Origin of the sequence: Cupriavidus sp. YAF13 (assembly GCF_052113425.1) — a bacterium.
Classification (GTDB): Bacteria; Pseudomonadota; Gammaproteobacteria; order Burkholderiales; family Burkholderiaceae; genus Cupriavidus.
Genome location: NZ_JBFRDD010000013.1, coordinates 87,396 through 102,273, shown reverse-complemented (window position 1 = coordinate 102,273; position 14,878 = coordinate 87,396). Strand labels below are relative to the sequence as shown.

The following is a 14,878-nucleotide window of genomic DNA, read 5'->3' as shown; positions in this document are numbered from 1 at the left end:
GGGAACCACACAAAATGGCACAAAACAGCACGGCGGATCCCCTCGCGAGCGGTAAGCAGAGCACTTTCTGGCAGGGCAAAGCACCGGCAAAATGACGCCACGCGTCCGAGCCCGGGCCGAAATCGCGCACCCCCCACCCGCCTCCCCTATAATTTGACGTTTTCCCGGCGCGTTCCCCCTGCCCGCCTGGCCCGCAGAATCCGACGTAATCATCGACATCCGAGCATGACCGCCCAAGACCAGTCCCTTGCCAAGAGCTTCGAACCCGCCGCCATTGAGACAAAGTGGGGCCCAGAGTGGGAGAAGCGCGGCATCGCGAAGCCGACCCTCGACCCGGACCGTCCGGACTTCTGCATCCAGCTGCCGCCGCCCAATGTGACCGGCACGCTGCACATGGGCCATGCCTTCAACCAGACCATCATGGACGGCCTGGCCCGCCATGCCCGCATGAGCGGCGCAAACACCCTGTGGGTGCCGGGCACCGACCACGCCGGCATCGCCACCCAGATCGTGGTGGAGCGCCAGCTGGAAACGCAAGGCGTATCGCGCCATGAGCTGGGCCGCGAGAAGTTCGTCGAGAAGGTGTGGGAGTGGAAGGAAGAGTCCGGCTCGACGATTACGCGCCAGATTCGCCGCATGGGCGCGTCGATCGACTGGAGCCATGAGTACTTCACAATGTCGCCGGAGATGTCCAAGGCGGTCACCGAAGTCTTCGTGCGCCTGTTCGAGCAAGGCCTGATCTACCRCGGCAAGCGCCTGGTCAACTGGGACCCGGTGCTGGGCACCGCGGTGTCCGACCTGGAAGTGGACAACGTCGAGGAAGATGGCTCGATGTGGCACATCCGCTATCCGCTGGCCGAAGCCGATACCGTGCACGGCCTGACCCACCTGACGGTGGCCACCACCCGCCCCGAAACCATGCTGGGCGACGTGGCCGTGATGGTGCACCCGGAAGACGAGCGTTATGCGCACCTGATCGGCAAGTTTGTGCGCCTGCCGCTCACCGGCCGCGATATCCCGGTGATCGCCGACGACTACGTCGACCGCGAATTCGGCACCGGCGTGGTCAAGGTGACTCCCGCCCACGATTTCAACGACTATGCGGTTGGCCAGCGCCACAAGCTGCCACAGCTGTCCATCCTGACGCTCGACGCCAAGATCGTCGCCGACGCGCCCGCCGCCTATGCCGGCCTGGACCGCTTCGAGGCGCGCACCCGCATCGTGGCGGACCTGGATGCCCAGGGCCTGCTGGCCGAGGTCAAGAAGCACAAGCTGATGACGCCGCGCAGCGAGCGCACTGGCAGCGCCATCGAGCCGATGCTGACCGACCAGTGGTTCGTGGCCATGAGCAAGCCGGCGCCGGAAGGCACCTTCCACCCGGGCCGCTCGATTGCCGAAGTGGCGCTGGACGCCGTGCAGAGCGGCGAGATCAAGCTGATCCCCGATAACTGGAACAGCACCTACAACCAGTGGCTGGAGAACATCCAGGACTGGTGCATCTCGCGCCAGCTGTGGTGGGGCCACCAGATCCCGGCCTGGTACGATGAGGCCGGCAAGTGCTTCGTCGCCCGTACCGAGGAAGAGGCGCAGGCCCAGGCGCGCGCGGCCGGCAGCACCGGGCCGCTGCGCCGCGAGGACGATGTGCTCGACACCTGGTTCTCCTCGGCCCTGGTGCCCTTCTCGTCGCTGGGCTGGCCCGCCGAGACGCCGGATTTGCAACATTTTCTGCCGTCGTCGGCACTTGTTACCGGTTACGACATCATCTTCTTCTGGGTGGCGCGCATGGTCATGATGACCAAGCACTTCACCGGCAAGGTGCCGTTCCATACCGTCTATGTGCACGGTCTGGTGCGGGATTCGGAAGGCAAGAAGATGAGCAAGTCCGAGGGCAACACCCTGGACCCGGTCGACCTGATCGACGGCATCGAGCTCGAGCCGCTGCTCAAGAAGCGCACCACCGGCCTGCGCCGCCCCAAGGACGCGCCCAAGATCGAGAAAAAGACCAAGAAGGAATTCCCCGATGGCATTCCGGCATTTGGCGCCGATGCCCTGCGCTTCACCTTCGCCTCGCTCGCCACGCTGGGCCGTAACATCAACTTCGACACCGGCCGCTGCGAAGGCTATCGCAACTTCTGCAACAAGCTGTGGAACGCCACGCGCTTCGTGCTGATGAACACCGAAGGGCACGACTGCGGCATGGGCCCGTGCAGCAACGACTGCGGCCCCGACGGTTACCTGCATTTCTCGCAGCCGGACCGCTGGATCGTGTCGCTGCTGCAGCGCGTGGAAGCCGAAGTGGAAAAGGGCTTTGCCGAGTACCGCTTCGACAATATCGCCAGCGCCATCTACAAGTTCGTCTGGGACGAGTACTGCGACTGGTACCTGGAACTGGCCAAGGTCCAGATCCAGAACGGCACGCCTGCACAGCAGCGCGCCACCCGCCGCACGCTGTTGCGCGTCCTGGAAACCGTGTTGCGCCTGGCCCACCCGATCATCCCCTTCATCACCGAAGAGCTGTGGCAAAAGGTAGCGCCGCTGGCCGGCCGCGCCAAGGGCGACGGCAGCGAGACGCTGGCGCTGCAGGCCTATCCCCTGCCCGCCATGGCAAAGGTCGATGAGGCCGCCGAGCAATGGACCGCGCAGCTCAAGGCCGTGGTCGACGCCTGCCGCAACCTGCGCGGCGAAATGAACATCTCGCCGGCCCAGCGCATTCCGCTGTACGCTGAAGGCGACAGCGCGTTCCTGACGTCGGCCCAGGCTTATGTGCAGGCGCTGGCGAAACTTTCGGAGGTCAAGGTGTTCGAAGATCAGAATACCTTGATGGCGGAAGGTGCCGGCGCGCCGGTGGCCATCGTGGGCGGCAACCATCTGCTGCTGAAGATCGAAATCGACGTGGCCGCGGAACGCGTGCGCCTGTCCAAGGAAATAGAGCGCATCAGCGCCGAACTCGGCAAGTGCCGTGGCAAGCTCTCCAACGAGAGCTTTGTCGCCAAGGCACCGCCCGCCGTTGTCGCGCAAGAAACCCAGCGTTTGTCGGATTTCGAACAGACGCTGGTCAAGCTGCAGGATCAACTGCAGCGTTTGCCGGCATGAGCTTTGCATCACCAGCAGGGTTGTCTACACCGAATTGATAAGGAAAACCGATATGGAAACCCGCGTCACCAAGGCTGTCTTCCCGGTAGCCGGTCTCGGCACTCGTTTTTTGCCGGCTACCAAGGCAAGCCCGAAGGAAATGCTGCCGGTGGTCGACAAACCCCTGATCCAGTACGCCGTGGAAGAAGCCATGGCTGCCGGCATCACCGAGATGATCTTCGTCACCGGCCGCTCCAAGCGCGCCATCGAGGATCACTTCGACAAGGCCTACGAGCTCGAAGCGGAGCTCGAGGCAAAGAACAAGCAGGCCCTGCTCAGCCTGGTGCGCTCGATCAAGCCGTCGCACGTGGAGTGCTTCTATGTGCGCCAGCCCGAGGCCCTCGGCCTTGGCCATGCCGTGCTCTGCGCGGAAAAGCTGGTGGGCGACGCACCGTTCGCCGTGATGCTGGCCGATGACCTGCTGGATGGCGATCCGCCAGTCATGAAGCAGATGGTGGACATGTACGGCCACTACAACTGCTCGGTGCTGGGCGTGGAAGAGATCGCGCCGGAGCAGAGCCGCTCCTACGGCGTGGTGGATGGCCGCGAATGGGACGAAGGCGTGATCAAGGTGTCGGACATTGTCGAGAAACCGGCGCCCGAGAATGCGCCGTCCAACCTGGGCGTGGTCGGCCGCTACATCCTGACCCCGCGCATCTTCGACCATATCCGCAACCTCAAGCCGGGCGCGGGCGGCGAGTTCCAGCTCACTGATGCCATCCAGTCCCTGCTCAGCCAGGAACAGGTGCTGGCCTACCGCTACAAGGGCGTGCGCTACGACTGCGGCAGCAAGCTGGGCTACCTGAAGGCCACCGTGGAGTTTGCGCTCAAGCACACGGAGGTGATGGACGAATTCAGCACCTACCTGCGCGCGCGCGCCAATAGCATCTGAGTGCCTGAAGATCTGGAGCCATGAAAAAAGCCGCAAACGCGGCTTTTTTCATTTGGCGCGGGGCGCGCCCGCGTCGAACTGTCGCCGATTCAACGCCGGCGCATGTAGAACACGAACACCTTGTCCACTTCCTGGTGCGACAGCAGCTCGTTGCCGGTCTGCTTGGCAAACGCCTGGAAATCCCGCGTGGCGCCGGGATCGGTGGCGAGAATCTTGAGAACATCGCCGCTGGGCATGTCGGCCAGCGCCTTCTTGGTGCGCAGGATCGGCAGCGGGCAGTTCAGGCCGCGCGCATCCACTTCTTTCTGGAACTCCATTCCTCTCTTCCTTGGTTCTGTGCGCTCAGGAGCCGGCATGGCCCATTGTGGCCGTTTTAGGGCCATTGGGACCATGCCTGCCGCTGTCGCATCGATGACTGATGATTATGGCCGGTATTGTAGCGAAATGCCCGGCTGCCCCTGGCCATCGCGCCGGCGCGGGTCGGGAATGTCCTCGCCGGTCTGGCGATCGAAGAACCGCACCGGATGGCCACGCGAGGCCAGCCAGTCCGCCACCGCGAAGCCCGTGCCCGCCGACCAGATCCGCATGTCCTCCGGCGCCACCAGCTTGTAGTCGACCAGCTCCTCGGACAACGCGATGGTGCCGCTCGCCTGCACATGGTAGGCGATGATCAGCTCGTTCTTGCGCATGAACTCGTACACACCGATCAGCGATACCGAATGCGCGTCCAGGTTGGTTTCTTCCTTGAGCTCCCGGGCCACGCCCTGCTCCGGCGTCTCGTCGCGCTCCATGAAGCCGGTCACCAGCGCGAACATTTTTTCCGGCCACGCGGCGTTGCGCGCCAGCAGCAGCTTGCCCTCATATTCCACCACCGCAGCCAGCACGGGCAGCGGGTTGTTCCAGTGGACAAAGCCGCACTCTGGCTGGATGCAGGCATCACGTTCGCGCCCGGAATGCGGCAGCAATTCCAGCGGCGAGCCACATTGCGGACAGTATCGGTAAACGGCCATGCGGGAGCTCCTGTCTTTGTTGTTTTGTTGTCTTGTTATGTTGTCATTTTATAAGGACGGCGGCATTCACGCACCGCAGGCCACGCGCATATCCGCGGCCAGCGCCTCGACGGTTTCCGGCTGCAGATCCCACGAGCACATGAAGCGGCAGCCGCCGGCACCGATAAACGTATAGAAGCGCCAGCCCTTGGCACGCAGCGCCTCGATGGCCGCGAGCGGCAGCTCGGCAAAGACGGCGTTGGACTCGGTCGGGAACATGATGCGCACGCCGGGGATGCCGGCGATGCGCTCATGCAGCAACTGCGCCATGGCATTGGCATGGCGGGCGTTGCCGAGCCACACATCGTTCTCGAGCAAGCCCAGCCACGGGGCCGAGATAAAACGCATCTTGGAAGCCAGTTGCCCGGCCTGCTTGACGCGGTAAGCAAAGTCCTCGGCCAGCTTGCGGTCGAAGAACACCACCGCCTCGCCCACCGGCAGGCCGTTCTTGGTGCCGCCGAAGCACAGCACGTCCACCCCTGCTCGCCAGGTGATCTCCGACGGATGCACGCCGAGTGATGCCACGGCGTTGGCAAAGCGTGCGCCGTCCATGTGCACGCGCAACTGGTGGCGCCTGGCGATGGCGGCAATGGCTCGCACTTCCTCCACCGTGTACACCGTGCCGACCTCGGTCGACTGCGTCAGCGACACCACCTTGGGCTTGGGATAGTGGATATCGGAGCGGCGCGTCACCAGCGCTTCCACCGCATCGGGCGTGAGCTTGCCGTTGGCGCCTGGCGCGGTCAGCAGCTTGGAGCCGTTGGAGAAAAACTCCGGGCCGCCGCACTCATCGGTCTCGATATGCGCCAGCTCATGGCAGATCACCGAGTGGTAGGACTGGCACAGCGCCGACAGCGCCAGCGAGTTCGCCGCGGTGCCGTTGAAGACGAAAAACACCTCGCAATCGGTCTGGAACAGCTCGCGGATCCGGTCGCAGACTTTTTGCGTCCACGAATCGTCGCCATAGGCCTGCTCGTGGCCGCTGCCGTTGGCTTCGAGAAAATACTTGAGCGATTCCGGACAGAAGCCGGCGTAGTTGTCGGAGGCGAAATGCTGCATGGGAGATCCGTGGCGGGTGGCGTGGCGCGTGCCATGGGCCTCGGGGCTTGTGGCCTTTGGTCCGGGGCGGTTTTTGGCAGGGGGCTGTCTGTTGCGAAGCTGTGTGTGGCTTACTTCTTGTCAGCCCACAACTGGCCGCCGGTGGACCAGTTCTCGCGCTTGATGTCGGTGATGATGATATCCACGGCCGAGGCCGAACAGCCGAGCGTCTCGCAGGTGACGCGGGTGACTTCCTCGACCAGCTTGCGCTTTTGCTYGATGGTGCGGCCTTCGAAGAGTTCTACGTGGTAAGTCGGCATGGCTTGTTTCCTGTTTCCTGTTGTCGTTTTGTTTTTCGTTGTCCGTTGCGGATTGCCCTGGCGATGCGCGGAGGGATCTGCCAGCACCCGTCAAGGTCAATCGCGGTACGAAGCATCGATTCTATCGAGTTTGCGCAACAGCGACGGCCATTCCAGTTCGCCCTCGACGGCGCCGCCGTCGTCAAGCTGTTCGGACGCGCGTTGCGCCAGCGCATGCGGTGGCTGCACGACCTGTCCGCCAGCCTGCGCGCCAAGCTGGATCTCGCAGGCCTTGATGAGCGTCGCCATCAGCACGTACGCCTCGGCTACGGTCCGGCCAACCGTCAGCGTGCCATGGTTGCGCAGCAGCATGGCGGGATGCCGGCCAAGCGACGCGGTCAGCCTCGCGCCCTCGGCGGGCGTGAACGCCAGGCCTTCGTAGTCGTGATAGGCCAGCCGGCCATAGAAGCGCAAGGCGTGCTGCGAGAGCGCCAGCAGGCCGCAGGCCTGGGCCGATACCGACACGCCAGCGCTGTTGTGCAAGTGCATCACGCACACCGCATCGGGGCGTGCTGCATGCACCGCGCCATGCAGCGCAAAGCCGGTGACGTTGACCGCATGGCTGCTGTCGCCCACCACCTCGCCGCGCCCATTGATCTTGACCAGGTCGCTGGCGCGGATTTCGTCGAAGGCAAAGCCGAACGGATTGATCAGGAAGTGATCGGGCTCATCCGGCACGGCGGCGGAGATATGGGTGTAGATGAGGTCGTCCCAACCCTGCTGGGCGCACAGGCGGTAAGCCGCGGCCAGGTCGACGCGCATGCGCGACTCGGCTTGCGTGACGGGTTGAGTGGCGCCCGCGGCGCGGGCGGGCTGCAAGGCAAAGGACATGGTTCGGCTCCTGCGCCGCGCGGGTGCCGCGCGCCGGTTCAGCCAACCGGCGCCGGGGGCGGCAAAGGCGATACTGTAGCGCAAGGCAGGCGCTGCGTCAGGACGCGCCCCGGCACCTTGGCAGGGCCGGATTATCTGCGTTGTTGCCGGCTCATCCAGGCGAAGATCGCGCCACCCAGCAACAGGGCCGCCACTGCGCAGCCAAGCGAGGCGGCGAAGCCGCCGGTACGTGTCACCAGCGCCGTGGCCAGAGGCGGCCCGACGATCTGGCCGAGGCCGTAGCTGGCGGTCATCAGGCCCATCAGGCGCTGCGCCTGCGCGCCCCACAGCCGGCGCGCCTCGCGCATGGCGAAGGACACCAGCGCATTGAACGGCAACCCGGCCAGCATGCTGCTGAGCGCGAAACCCGCCACCGTTGGCCAGACCACCGCGATGGCCACGCCGATCGCCTGCATCACATAGGTAAAGGCCAGCAGCCGGCGATTGTCGCGCTCCGTGCTGACGCGCGAGGCGACGAAGGCGCCGATGGTCACCCCCACGCCGAAGATGGGCCAGAACAGGTCTGCCCACAGCGAGCCCGGCATGGCCTGGCGCGCGATCACCGGCAGGAACGTGGCGGTGATGATGTAGCCGAAGCCCGCCAGGCCGTAGGCAAAGGTCAGCAGCCAGGTCTCGCGGCCCAGCCGCGGCGCCGCTTGCGCCGGCGCGGCCGGGCTGGCTGCGTGCGCGGTGCGCGGCGCGGGCGTGAAGACATGCCAGACCGCGCCGACCAGCAGCACCGCCAGCGCGCCGAAGGCCAGCCAGCCCCAGCTGGCCCGCCAGCCGGCGCTCACCATGACGAAGACGGAAACGCCCGTGATGACGATGCCGATGCCCGGCCCGCAAAAGATCACGCCGCCCAGCGACGCCCGGCCCAGTTCGGCCAGCCGGTGCATGCACCAGGCCGAGCCGTAGACCATGACCATCGCGCTGGCCACGCCGGCCGCGGCTCGCCACAGGCCCCAGGCCGCCATGCCGCCGGGCGCCGCCATGCCAAGCGTCAGCACGACGGTGGCCACCATGCCAAGCCGGACCATGCGCGCCGGGTCGGGCCGGATGAACAGGCAAGCGGCGGCGCCGGCGAAGTAGCCCAGGTAGTTCAGCGTGGCCAGCCAGCCGCCCTCGCCCAGCGTGACGCTGCCGTCGTGCAGCATCATGGGCAGCAGCGGCGTAAAGGCGAAGCGGCCAACGCCCATCGCCACGCCCAGCGCCACCAGCCCCGCCAGGGCCACGGCCCAGACGCCAGGCTGTGCCTGCGCGGCGGCGGCGGCGGCGTCGCCGGATGCCAGGGTGGATGTGGATTTCATAGGCGCATGCTACGCTCGGATTGGCGAACCGAAAAATGAATAATTGAGAACTCAATCATCTTTTTCAGAGATGATCTTTTGTTCGTCGTCACTTGTTCGTCGTCACTTCATCATCACACCCGGCAAGGGGATCGCAATGGACCTGGCTTCCCTGGAAATCTTTCGCTCCGTCGTGGAGGAAGGCGGCATCACCCGCGCCGCTACCCGCCTGCATCGCGTGCAGTCCAACGTCACCACCCGCATCCGCCAGCTGGAGGCCTCGCTCGGCGTCAAGCTGTTCCTGCGTGACGGCAAGCGCATGGTGCTGACGCCGGCCGGACAGACTTTGTTCGACTACGCCCGCCGCGTGCTGGACCTGGCCGAAGAAGCCCGCCAGGCCGTGCTGCCGGCCAGGCCGCAAGGCCGCCTGCGCATCGCCTCGATGGAGAGCACGGCGGCCAGCCGCCTGCCCGCCGTGCTGGCCGCGTATCACCAGGCGTGGCCGGACGTGGAGCTTGAGCTGGTGACCTGCCCCACGCGCCAGGCCTTGCAGGCACTGGCGCGCTTCGAGGTGGACTGCGCCTTTGTGGCCCAGCCGCTGGACGATCCAGCGCTGGCGTCGCTGCCGGCGTTCGAGGAAGAGCTGGTGCTGATCGCCCGCGAGCGCCATGCTCCCATCCATAGCGCGGCCGACCTGGAAACCCGCACCATGTTGTCGTTCGAGTCCGGCTGCAATTACCGCGGCCGGCTCGAAGCCTGGTTCGGCGCCAGCGGCAGCCCGCCGCGCCGGGTGCTGGAGCTGGGCTCGTATCACGCCATCATTGCCTGTGCGGCAGCCGGTATTGGCGTAGCGATTGTGCCGCGCTCGGTACTTGGCCTGTACCGCGACCTGCCCAAGATCAGCCTCCACGACCTCGGCCAGGCTGGCAAAGTCACCACGTTGCTGGCCTGGCATCCGGCCATGGCCAATACCGCCCTGGGCGCCTTGGCCGACACTTTCCGCACCCCACGGCCAGGACTGGCTGCGGCCGCCTGAGTCCGCCAGCGGCCGCCGCGCCCGGCAAGATGTGCCCGGTCGCCTACACTTGAAGTGGCGCCGCGTTTGCACCCCACGTGCCGGCGCCACTGCCATGACGCATGTCCCGATGCTCCTGCGATGGTTTGCCGCGACCTTGTGGCTGACCCTCGTTGCCTTGGTGGCGACGCCGCTGGTCCCCGCCACGCCGGCCAATGCGCAGGCGAGCGCGCCCGCGGCCGCCGGCACCGCCCCCCCCGTTTTCGTCATCCCGCTCAAAGGCGCGATCGGCCCGGCCAGCGCAAGCTTTATCGAGCGCGGCATGGCGCGCGCGCGCGACGCCGGCGCGCAATTGATCGTGCTGGAAATGGACACCCCGGGCGGGCTGGACCTGTCGATGCGCGAGATCATCCAGGGCATCCTGGCCTCGCCGGTACCGGTGGCGAGCTACGTCTATCCGGGCGGCGCGCGCGCGGCCAGCGCCGGCACCTACATCCTCTACGCCAGCCACATCGCCGCGATGGCGCCCGGCACCAACCTGGGCGCGGCCAGCCCGGTGCAGATCGGCATCGGCGGGCCGCAAAAGCCGGAGGCGGCCCCAGCCTCGGCCCCTGCCGGCGCGCCGCCGCAGGACACCATGGAGCGCAAGCAGATGCACGACGCCTCGGCCTATATCCGCGGCCTGGCGCAATTGCGCGGGCGCAATGCCGAGTGGGGCGAGCGCGCGGTGCGCGAGGCGGTCAGCCTGTCGGCCAGCGAGGCGGTCGCGCAGAAGGTCGCGGACCTGATCGCGCCCGACCTGCCTGCGCTGCTGCGCGCCGTGGACGGCAAGCACATCCAGGCCGCCGGCGTGGACCGCGTGCTGCGCACGGCGCACGCGCCGGTGCAGGTGCTGGAGCCGGACTGGCGCGACAGCTTCCTGGAGGTCATCACCGATCCCAGCGTGGCGCTGATCCTGATGATGGCCGGCATCTACGGCCTGATCTTCGAGTTCTCCACGCCGGGCATGGTGGTGCCCGGCATTGGCGGCGCGATCTGCCTGCTGCTGGCGCTGTTCGCGCTGCATATGCTGCCTGTCAGCTACGCGGGCCTGGGGCTGATCGCACTGGGCATCGGCTGCATGGTGGCGGAGCTATACCTGCCCACCTTTGGCGCGCTGGGCGTGGGCGGCATCATCGCCTTCATCTTCGGGGCGGTGATGCTGATCGATACGAATGTGCCCGGCTTCGGCATTCCGCTATGGCTGATCGGCAGCCTGGCGCTGGCCAGCGCGGTGTTCCTGTTCGCCGTCTGGACGCTGCTCTGGCGCGCGCGGCGCATGCCCGCGATCAACGGCGGCGATGCGATGATCGGCACGCCCGGCGTGATCCTGGACGATCTCCAGGAGGACGGCTGGGCCGAGGTGCGCGGCGAGCGCTGGCGGGTACATAGCGTGCGGCCGCTAGCGCGCGGCGAGCCGGTGCTGGTCATCGGGCGCAATGGGCTGCTGCTCGAAGTGCGCGCCCTCCATGCCTCTGGAACGACTGCCGGCCCGATTCCCCCATCCACCCAAGGAGCATGATCATGGCATTTGGATTCAGCGCAGGCGGTCTGGTCTTCATCATTGCCTTGCTCATCGTTTCCTCGATCCGCGTGCTGCGCGAGTACGAACGCGGCGTGGTGTTCATGCTGGGACGCTTCTGGAAGGTGAAAGGGCCAGGGCTGGTGATCCTGATCCCGGCGGTGCAGCAGATGGTGCGCGTGGACTTGCGCACGGTGGTGATGGACGTGCCGCCGCAAGACGTGATCTCGCGCGACAACGTGTCGGTAAAGGTGAATGCGGTGGTGTATTTCCGCGTGATCGACCCGGAGCGCGCCATCATCCAGGTGGCGAACTTCCTCGAGGCCACCAGCCAGYTGGCGCAGACCACCTTGCGCTCGGTGCTGGGCAAGCATGAGCTCGACGAGATGCTGGCCGAGCGCGAGCAGCTCAACATCGACATCCAGAAAGCGCTCGATGCCCAGACCGATAGCTGGGGCATCAAGGTCTCCAACGTGGAGATCAAGCACGTCGACCTCAACGAAACGATGATCCGCGCCATCGCGCGCCAGGCCGAGGCCGAACGCGAACGGCGCGCCAAGGTCATTCATGCCGAGGGCGAGTTGCAGGCCTCGGTGAAACTGCTGGAAGCCGCGCAAATGCTGGCAAGGGAACCCCAGGCGATGCAACTGCGTTATCTGCAGACGCTGACGCAGATTGCCGGGGACAAGAGCTCGACGATCGTGTTTCCGCTGCCCATCGACATCCTGACGCTGATAGGAAAGCTAAGCCGCGAACAGACGTGAAAAAAGGCGCCAAGGCGCCTTTTGGATGCTACGGGGGGATGCAGACTCCTGCCGGTTTGCTCCCCTCTCCCCCTGAGGGGAGAGGGAGAGACAGCCGTCGTCATGGCACGCGGTTTTGGCCCGTTCCTCGGCTTCGGCGAATGCCTCAGATCTGCCTCAAACCTTGCCCGCGACCCACTCGCCGACGCCAGCCAGCGCCTTCGGCAGGTTGGCCGGCTCCGTGCCGCCAGCTTGCGCCATGTCCGGACGGCCGCCGCCCTTGCCGCCAACCTGCTGCGCGACAAAGTTGACCAGCTCGCCGGCCTTGACCTTGGCGGTGGCATCGGCGGTCACACCAGCGATCAGGCTGACCTTGCCGTCGGCCACTGCGCCCAGCACGATGGCCGCAGTGCCCAGCTTGTCCTTGAGCTTGTCCATGGTCTCGCGCAGCGTCTTGACGTCGGCGCCGTCGAGCTGTGCGGCCAGCACCTTGATGCCCTTGACGTCGATGGCCTGCGCCGCCAGCTCGTCGCCCTGCGAGGCAGCCAGCTTGCTCTTGAGGCGCTCCAGTTCCTTCTCCAGCGCGCGCACTTGCTCCTGCACCTGCCCGATACGCGGCACCAGTTCGGACGGCTGCGCCTTGAGCGCGGCGGCGGCTTCGTTCAGCTTGGCGTCCAGTGCTTGCAGGTAATGCAGCGCGTTGTCGCCGGTGATGGCTTCGACGCGGCGGATGCCCGCTGCCACGCCGCTTTCCACCACGATCTTGAACACGCCGATATCGCCGGTGCGGGTCACGTGGGTGCCGCCGCACAGTTCCTTGGAACTGCCGATCGACAGCACGCGCACGTCGTCGGCGTACTTCTCGCCGAACAGCGCCATCGCGCCGCTCTTGACCGCGTCGTCGAAGGGCATGACTTCAGCACCGGTGGCTGCGTTGTGCAGGATCTCGGCGTTGACGATTTCCTCGACGCGACGGATCTGCTCGTCGGTCATCGGCGCGTTGTGCGAGAAGTCAAAGCGGGTCTTGTCCGCGTCGACCAGCGAGCCCTTCTGCTGCACGTGGCTGCCCAGCACTTCACGCAATGCCTTGTGCATCAGGTGGGTGGCCGAGTGGTTGCGCACGGTGCGCGCGCGGCGTTGCGCGTCCACCTGCGCGGTGACGCTGTCGCCCACCTTGAGCGCGCCGCCCGCCAGCGTGCCCTGGTGGCCGAACACATCGGCCTGCACCTTGGTGGTATCGACCACGCTGAATACTGCGCTGCCGCTCTTCAGCTCGCCCTGGTCGCCGGCCTGGCCGCCGGACTCGGCGTAGAACGGCGTGTTATCCAGCACGATCACGCCGGTCTGGCCGGGCTGCATCGTGTCGACGGCTGCGCCGTCCACATACAGCGCGGTGATCTTCGCACCGTCCACGCCCAGCTTCTCGTAGCCGTGGAAGGTGGTCTTGTCGCCCTTGTACTCCAGGCCGGCCGCCATCTTGAACTTGCCGGCGGCGCGGGCCTGCTCGCGCTGGCGGTTCATGGCCGCGTCGAAGGCGGCTTCGTCCACCGTCATTTCCTGCTCACGGCACACGTCCTGCGTCAGGTCCAGCGGGAAGCCAAAGGTGTCGTGCAGCTTGAAGGCCAGTTCGCCGTCGAGCACGGTGCCGCCCTTGGCCTTGACGTCGGCCAGTGCCGCGTCAAGGATGGACATGCCGTTCTCGATGGTTTCGAAGAAGCGCTCCTCTTCGGCCTTGAGCACTTCCACGACGCGCGATTCGGCGTCGGACAGTTCCGGATAGGCTTGGCCCATCTGACCCACCAGATCGCCCACCAGCTTGTGGAAGAACGGGGTCTTGCGGCCCAGCTTGTAACCGTGGCGGATGGCGCGGCGGATGATACGGCGCAGCACGTAGCCGCGGCCTTCATTGCCGGGGATCACACCGTCGACGATCAGGAAGGAGCACGCGCGGATGTGGTCGGCGATGACCTTCAGCGAGTTGTTGTTGAGATCGGTGGTGCCGGTCTCGCGCGCGGCGCCCTTGATCAGTGCCTGGAACAGGTCGATCTCATAGTTGCTGTGCACGTGCTGCAGCACCGCGGCGATGCGCTCCAGGCCCATGCCGGTGTCGACGCAGGGCTTGGGCAGGCGCGGCATATTGCCTTGCTCGTCCCGGTTGAACTGCATGAACACCAGGTTCCAGATTTCGATGTAGCGGTCGCCGTCTTCCTCGGGAGATCCCGGGGGGCCGCCCCACACGTCAGGGCCGTGGTCGTAGAAGATTTCCGAGCACGGGCCGCAGGGGCCGGTGTCGGCCATCTGCCAGAAGTTGTCGGAGGCGTAGCGCGCGCCCTTGTTGTCGCCGATGCGCACGATGCGCTCGGGCGGCACGCCGACTTCCTTGGCCCAGATGTCATAGGCTTCGTCATCTTCCGCGTACACCGTGACCCACAGCTTATCGGCAGGCAGCTGGTAGACCTTGGTCAGCAGCTCCCACGCGTACTGGATCGCCTCGCGCTTGAAATAGTCGCCAAACGAGAAGTTGCCGAGCATTTCAAAGAAGGTGTGGTGACGCGCGGTGTAACCCACGTTCTCCAGGTCGTTGTGCTTGCCGCCGGCGCGCACCGAGCGCTGCGACGAGGTCGCGCGGGTGTACGGGCGCTTGTCGGTGCCCAGGAACACGTCCTTGAACTGCACCATGCCGGAGTTGGTAAACAGCAACGTCGGATCGTTCCCCGGCACCAGGCTGGACGAGCGGACCACGGTATGGCCCTTCGATTCGAAGTACTGCAGGAACTTGCTGCGGATGTCGGAGACTTTCATGTTCTGGGCAAGGGCGTCCCACGTCGTGGCAGGGCGCTGTCGGTCAAGATGGTTTTGCAAACCGTTGATTATACGGGGAAGCCTGACCGCGCGGCATTCCGCCGGGGATTCGCCTCGCGCCGCCCGCAACA

Annotated in this window: 12 protein-coding genes; 5 read left to right on the top strand and 7 right to left on the bottom strand. The window is 65.8% G+C overall.

The genetic code is table 11. The annotated features are described in order from the left end of the window. The first annotated feature begins 225 nt into the window (after positions 1-225). Positions 226-3,093, top strand: a complete 2,868-nt coding sequence (locus AB4061_RS13415; RefSeq protein ID WP_441634443.1) for a valine--tRNA ligase — start codon at positions 226-228, stop codon at positions 3,091-3,093. Between the two features lie 52 nt (positions 3,094-3,145). Continuing rightward, entirely contained in the window at positions 3,146-4,024 is an 879-nt protein-coding gene (gene galU, locus AB4061_RS13410) for a UTP--glucose-1-phosphate uridylyltransferase GalU (RefSeq protein WP_441634441.1), read from the top strand. An 89-nt stretch (positions 4,025-4,113) separates the two neighbouring features. Here galU and AB4061_RS13405 read toward each other — a convergent pair whose 3' ends face one another. From AB4061_RS13405 to AB4061_RS13380, 6 genes are all read right to left on the bottom strand, one after another. Next, a complete protein-coding gene (locus AB4061_RS13405; RefSeq protein ID WP_043348346.1) occupies positions 4,114-4,341 on the bottom strand; it encodes a sulfurtransferase TusA family protein in 228 nt (75 codons plus the stop codon). Between the two features lie 105 nt (positions 4,342-4,446). Continuing rightward, positions 4,447-5,034 carry an NUDIX domain-containing protein gene (locus AB4061_RS13400; protein WP_441634439.1) on the bottom strand — a complete coding sequence of 196 codons (588 nt, stop codon included), beginning with the start codon at positions 5,032-5,034 and terminating at the stop codon, positions 4,447-4,449. Between the two features lie 66 nt (positions 5,035-5,100). Next, positions 5,101-6,132, bottom strand: a complete 1,032-nt coding sequence (locus AB4061_RS13395) for a threonine aldolase family protein (RefSeq protein ID WP_441634437.1) — start codon at positions 6,130-6,132, stop codon at positions 5,101-5,103. A 110-nt stretch (positions 6,133-6,242) separates the two neighbouring features. Next, on the bottom strand, positions 6,243-6,431 hold the full coding sequence (locus tag AB4061_RS13390) for a 4-oxalocrotonate tautomerase (protein ID WP_441634435.1): 189 nt from the start codon (positions 6,429-6,431) through the stop codon (positions 6,243-6,245). 96 nt (positions 6,432-6,527) lie between these two features. Beyond that, positions 6,528-7,301, bottom strand: coding sequence for a class II aldolase/adducin family protein (locus tag AB4061_RS13385; RefSeq protein WP_441634433.1), 774 nt, complete (start codon positions 7,299-7,301; stop codon positions 6,528-6,530). 131 nt (positions 7,302-7,432) lie between these two features. Continuing rightward, the gene (locus tag AB4061_RS13380) at positions 7,433-8,647 is read right to left on the bottom strand and encodes a YbfB/YjiJ family MFS transporter (protein ID WP_441634431.1); all 1,215 of its coding nucleotides are present in this window, start codon (positions 8,645-8,647) and stop codon (positions 7,433-7,435) included. 136 nt (positions 8,648-8,783) lie between these two features. Between AB4061_RS13380 and AB4061_RS13375 the strand changes: the two genes are divergently transcribed. The 3 genes from AB4061_RS13375 (at position 8,784) to AB4061_RS13365 (ending at position 11,966) form a co-directional block, all read left to right on the top strand. Beyond that, positions 8,784-9,662 (top strand): LysR family transcriptional regulator, encoded by an 879-nt coding sequence (locus AB4061_RS13375; RefSeq protein WP_441634429.1) that lies wholly within the window; start codon positions 8,784-8,786, stop codon positions 9,660-9,662. A gap of 94 nt (positions 9,663-9,756) precedes the next feature. Further along, positions 9,757-11,202 (top strand): NfeD family protein, encoded by a 1,446-nt coding sequence (locus tag AB4061_RS13370; protein ID WP_441634427.1) that lies wholly within the window; start codon positions 9,757-9,759, stop codon positions 11,200-11,202. A 2-nt stretch (positions 11,203-11,204) separates the two neighbouring features. Continuing rightward, on the top strand, positions 11,205-11,966 hold the full coding sequence (locus AB4061_RS13365; RefSeq protein WP_441634425.1) for a slipin family protein: 762 nt from the start codon (positions 11,205-11,207) through the stop codon (positions 11,964-11,966). A gap of 156 nt (positions 11,967-12,122) precedes the next feature. Here the strand turns inward: AB4061_RS13365 and alaS are convergent, their stop codons facing one another. Next, the gene (alaS, locus tag AB4061_RS13360) at positions 12,123-14,747 is read right to left on the bottom strand and encodes an alanine--tRNA ligase (RefSeq protein ID WP_441634423.1); all 2,625 of its coding nucleotides are present in this window, start codon (positions 14,745-14,747) and stop codon (positions 12,123-12,125) included. Positions 14,748-14,878 lie beyond the last annotated feature (131 nt).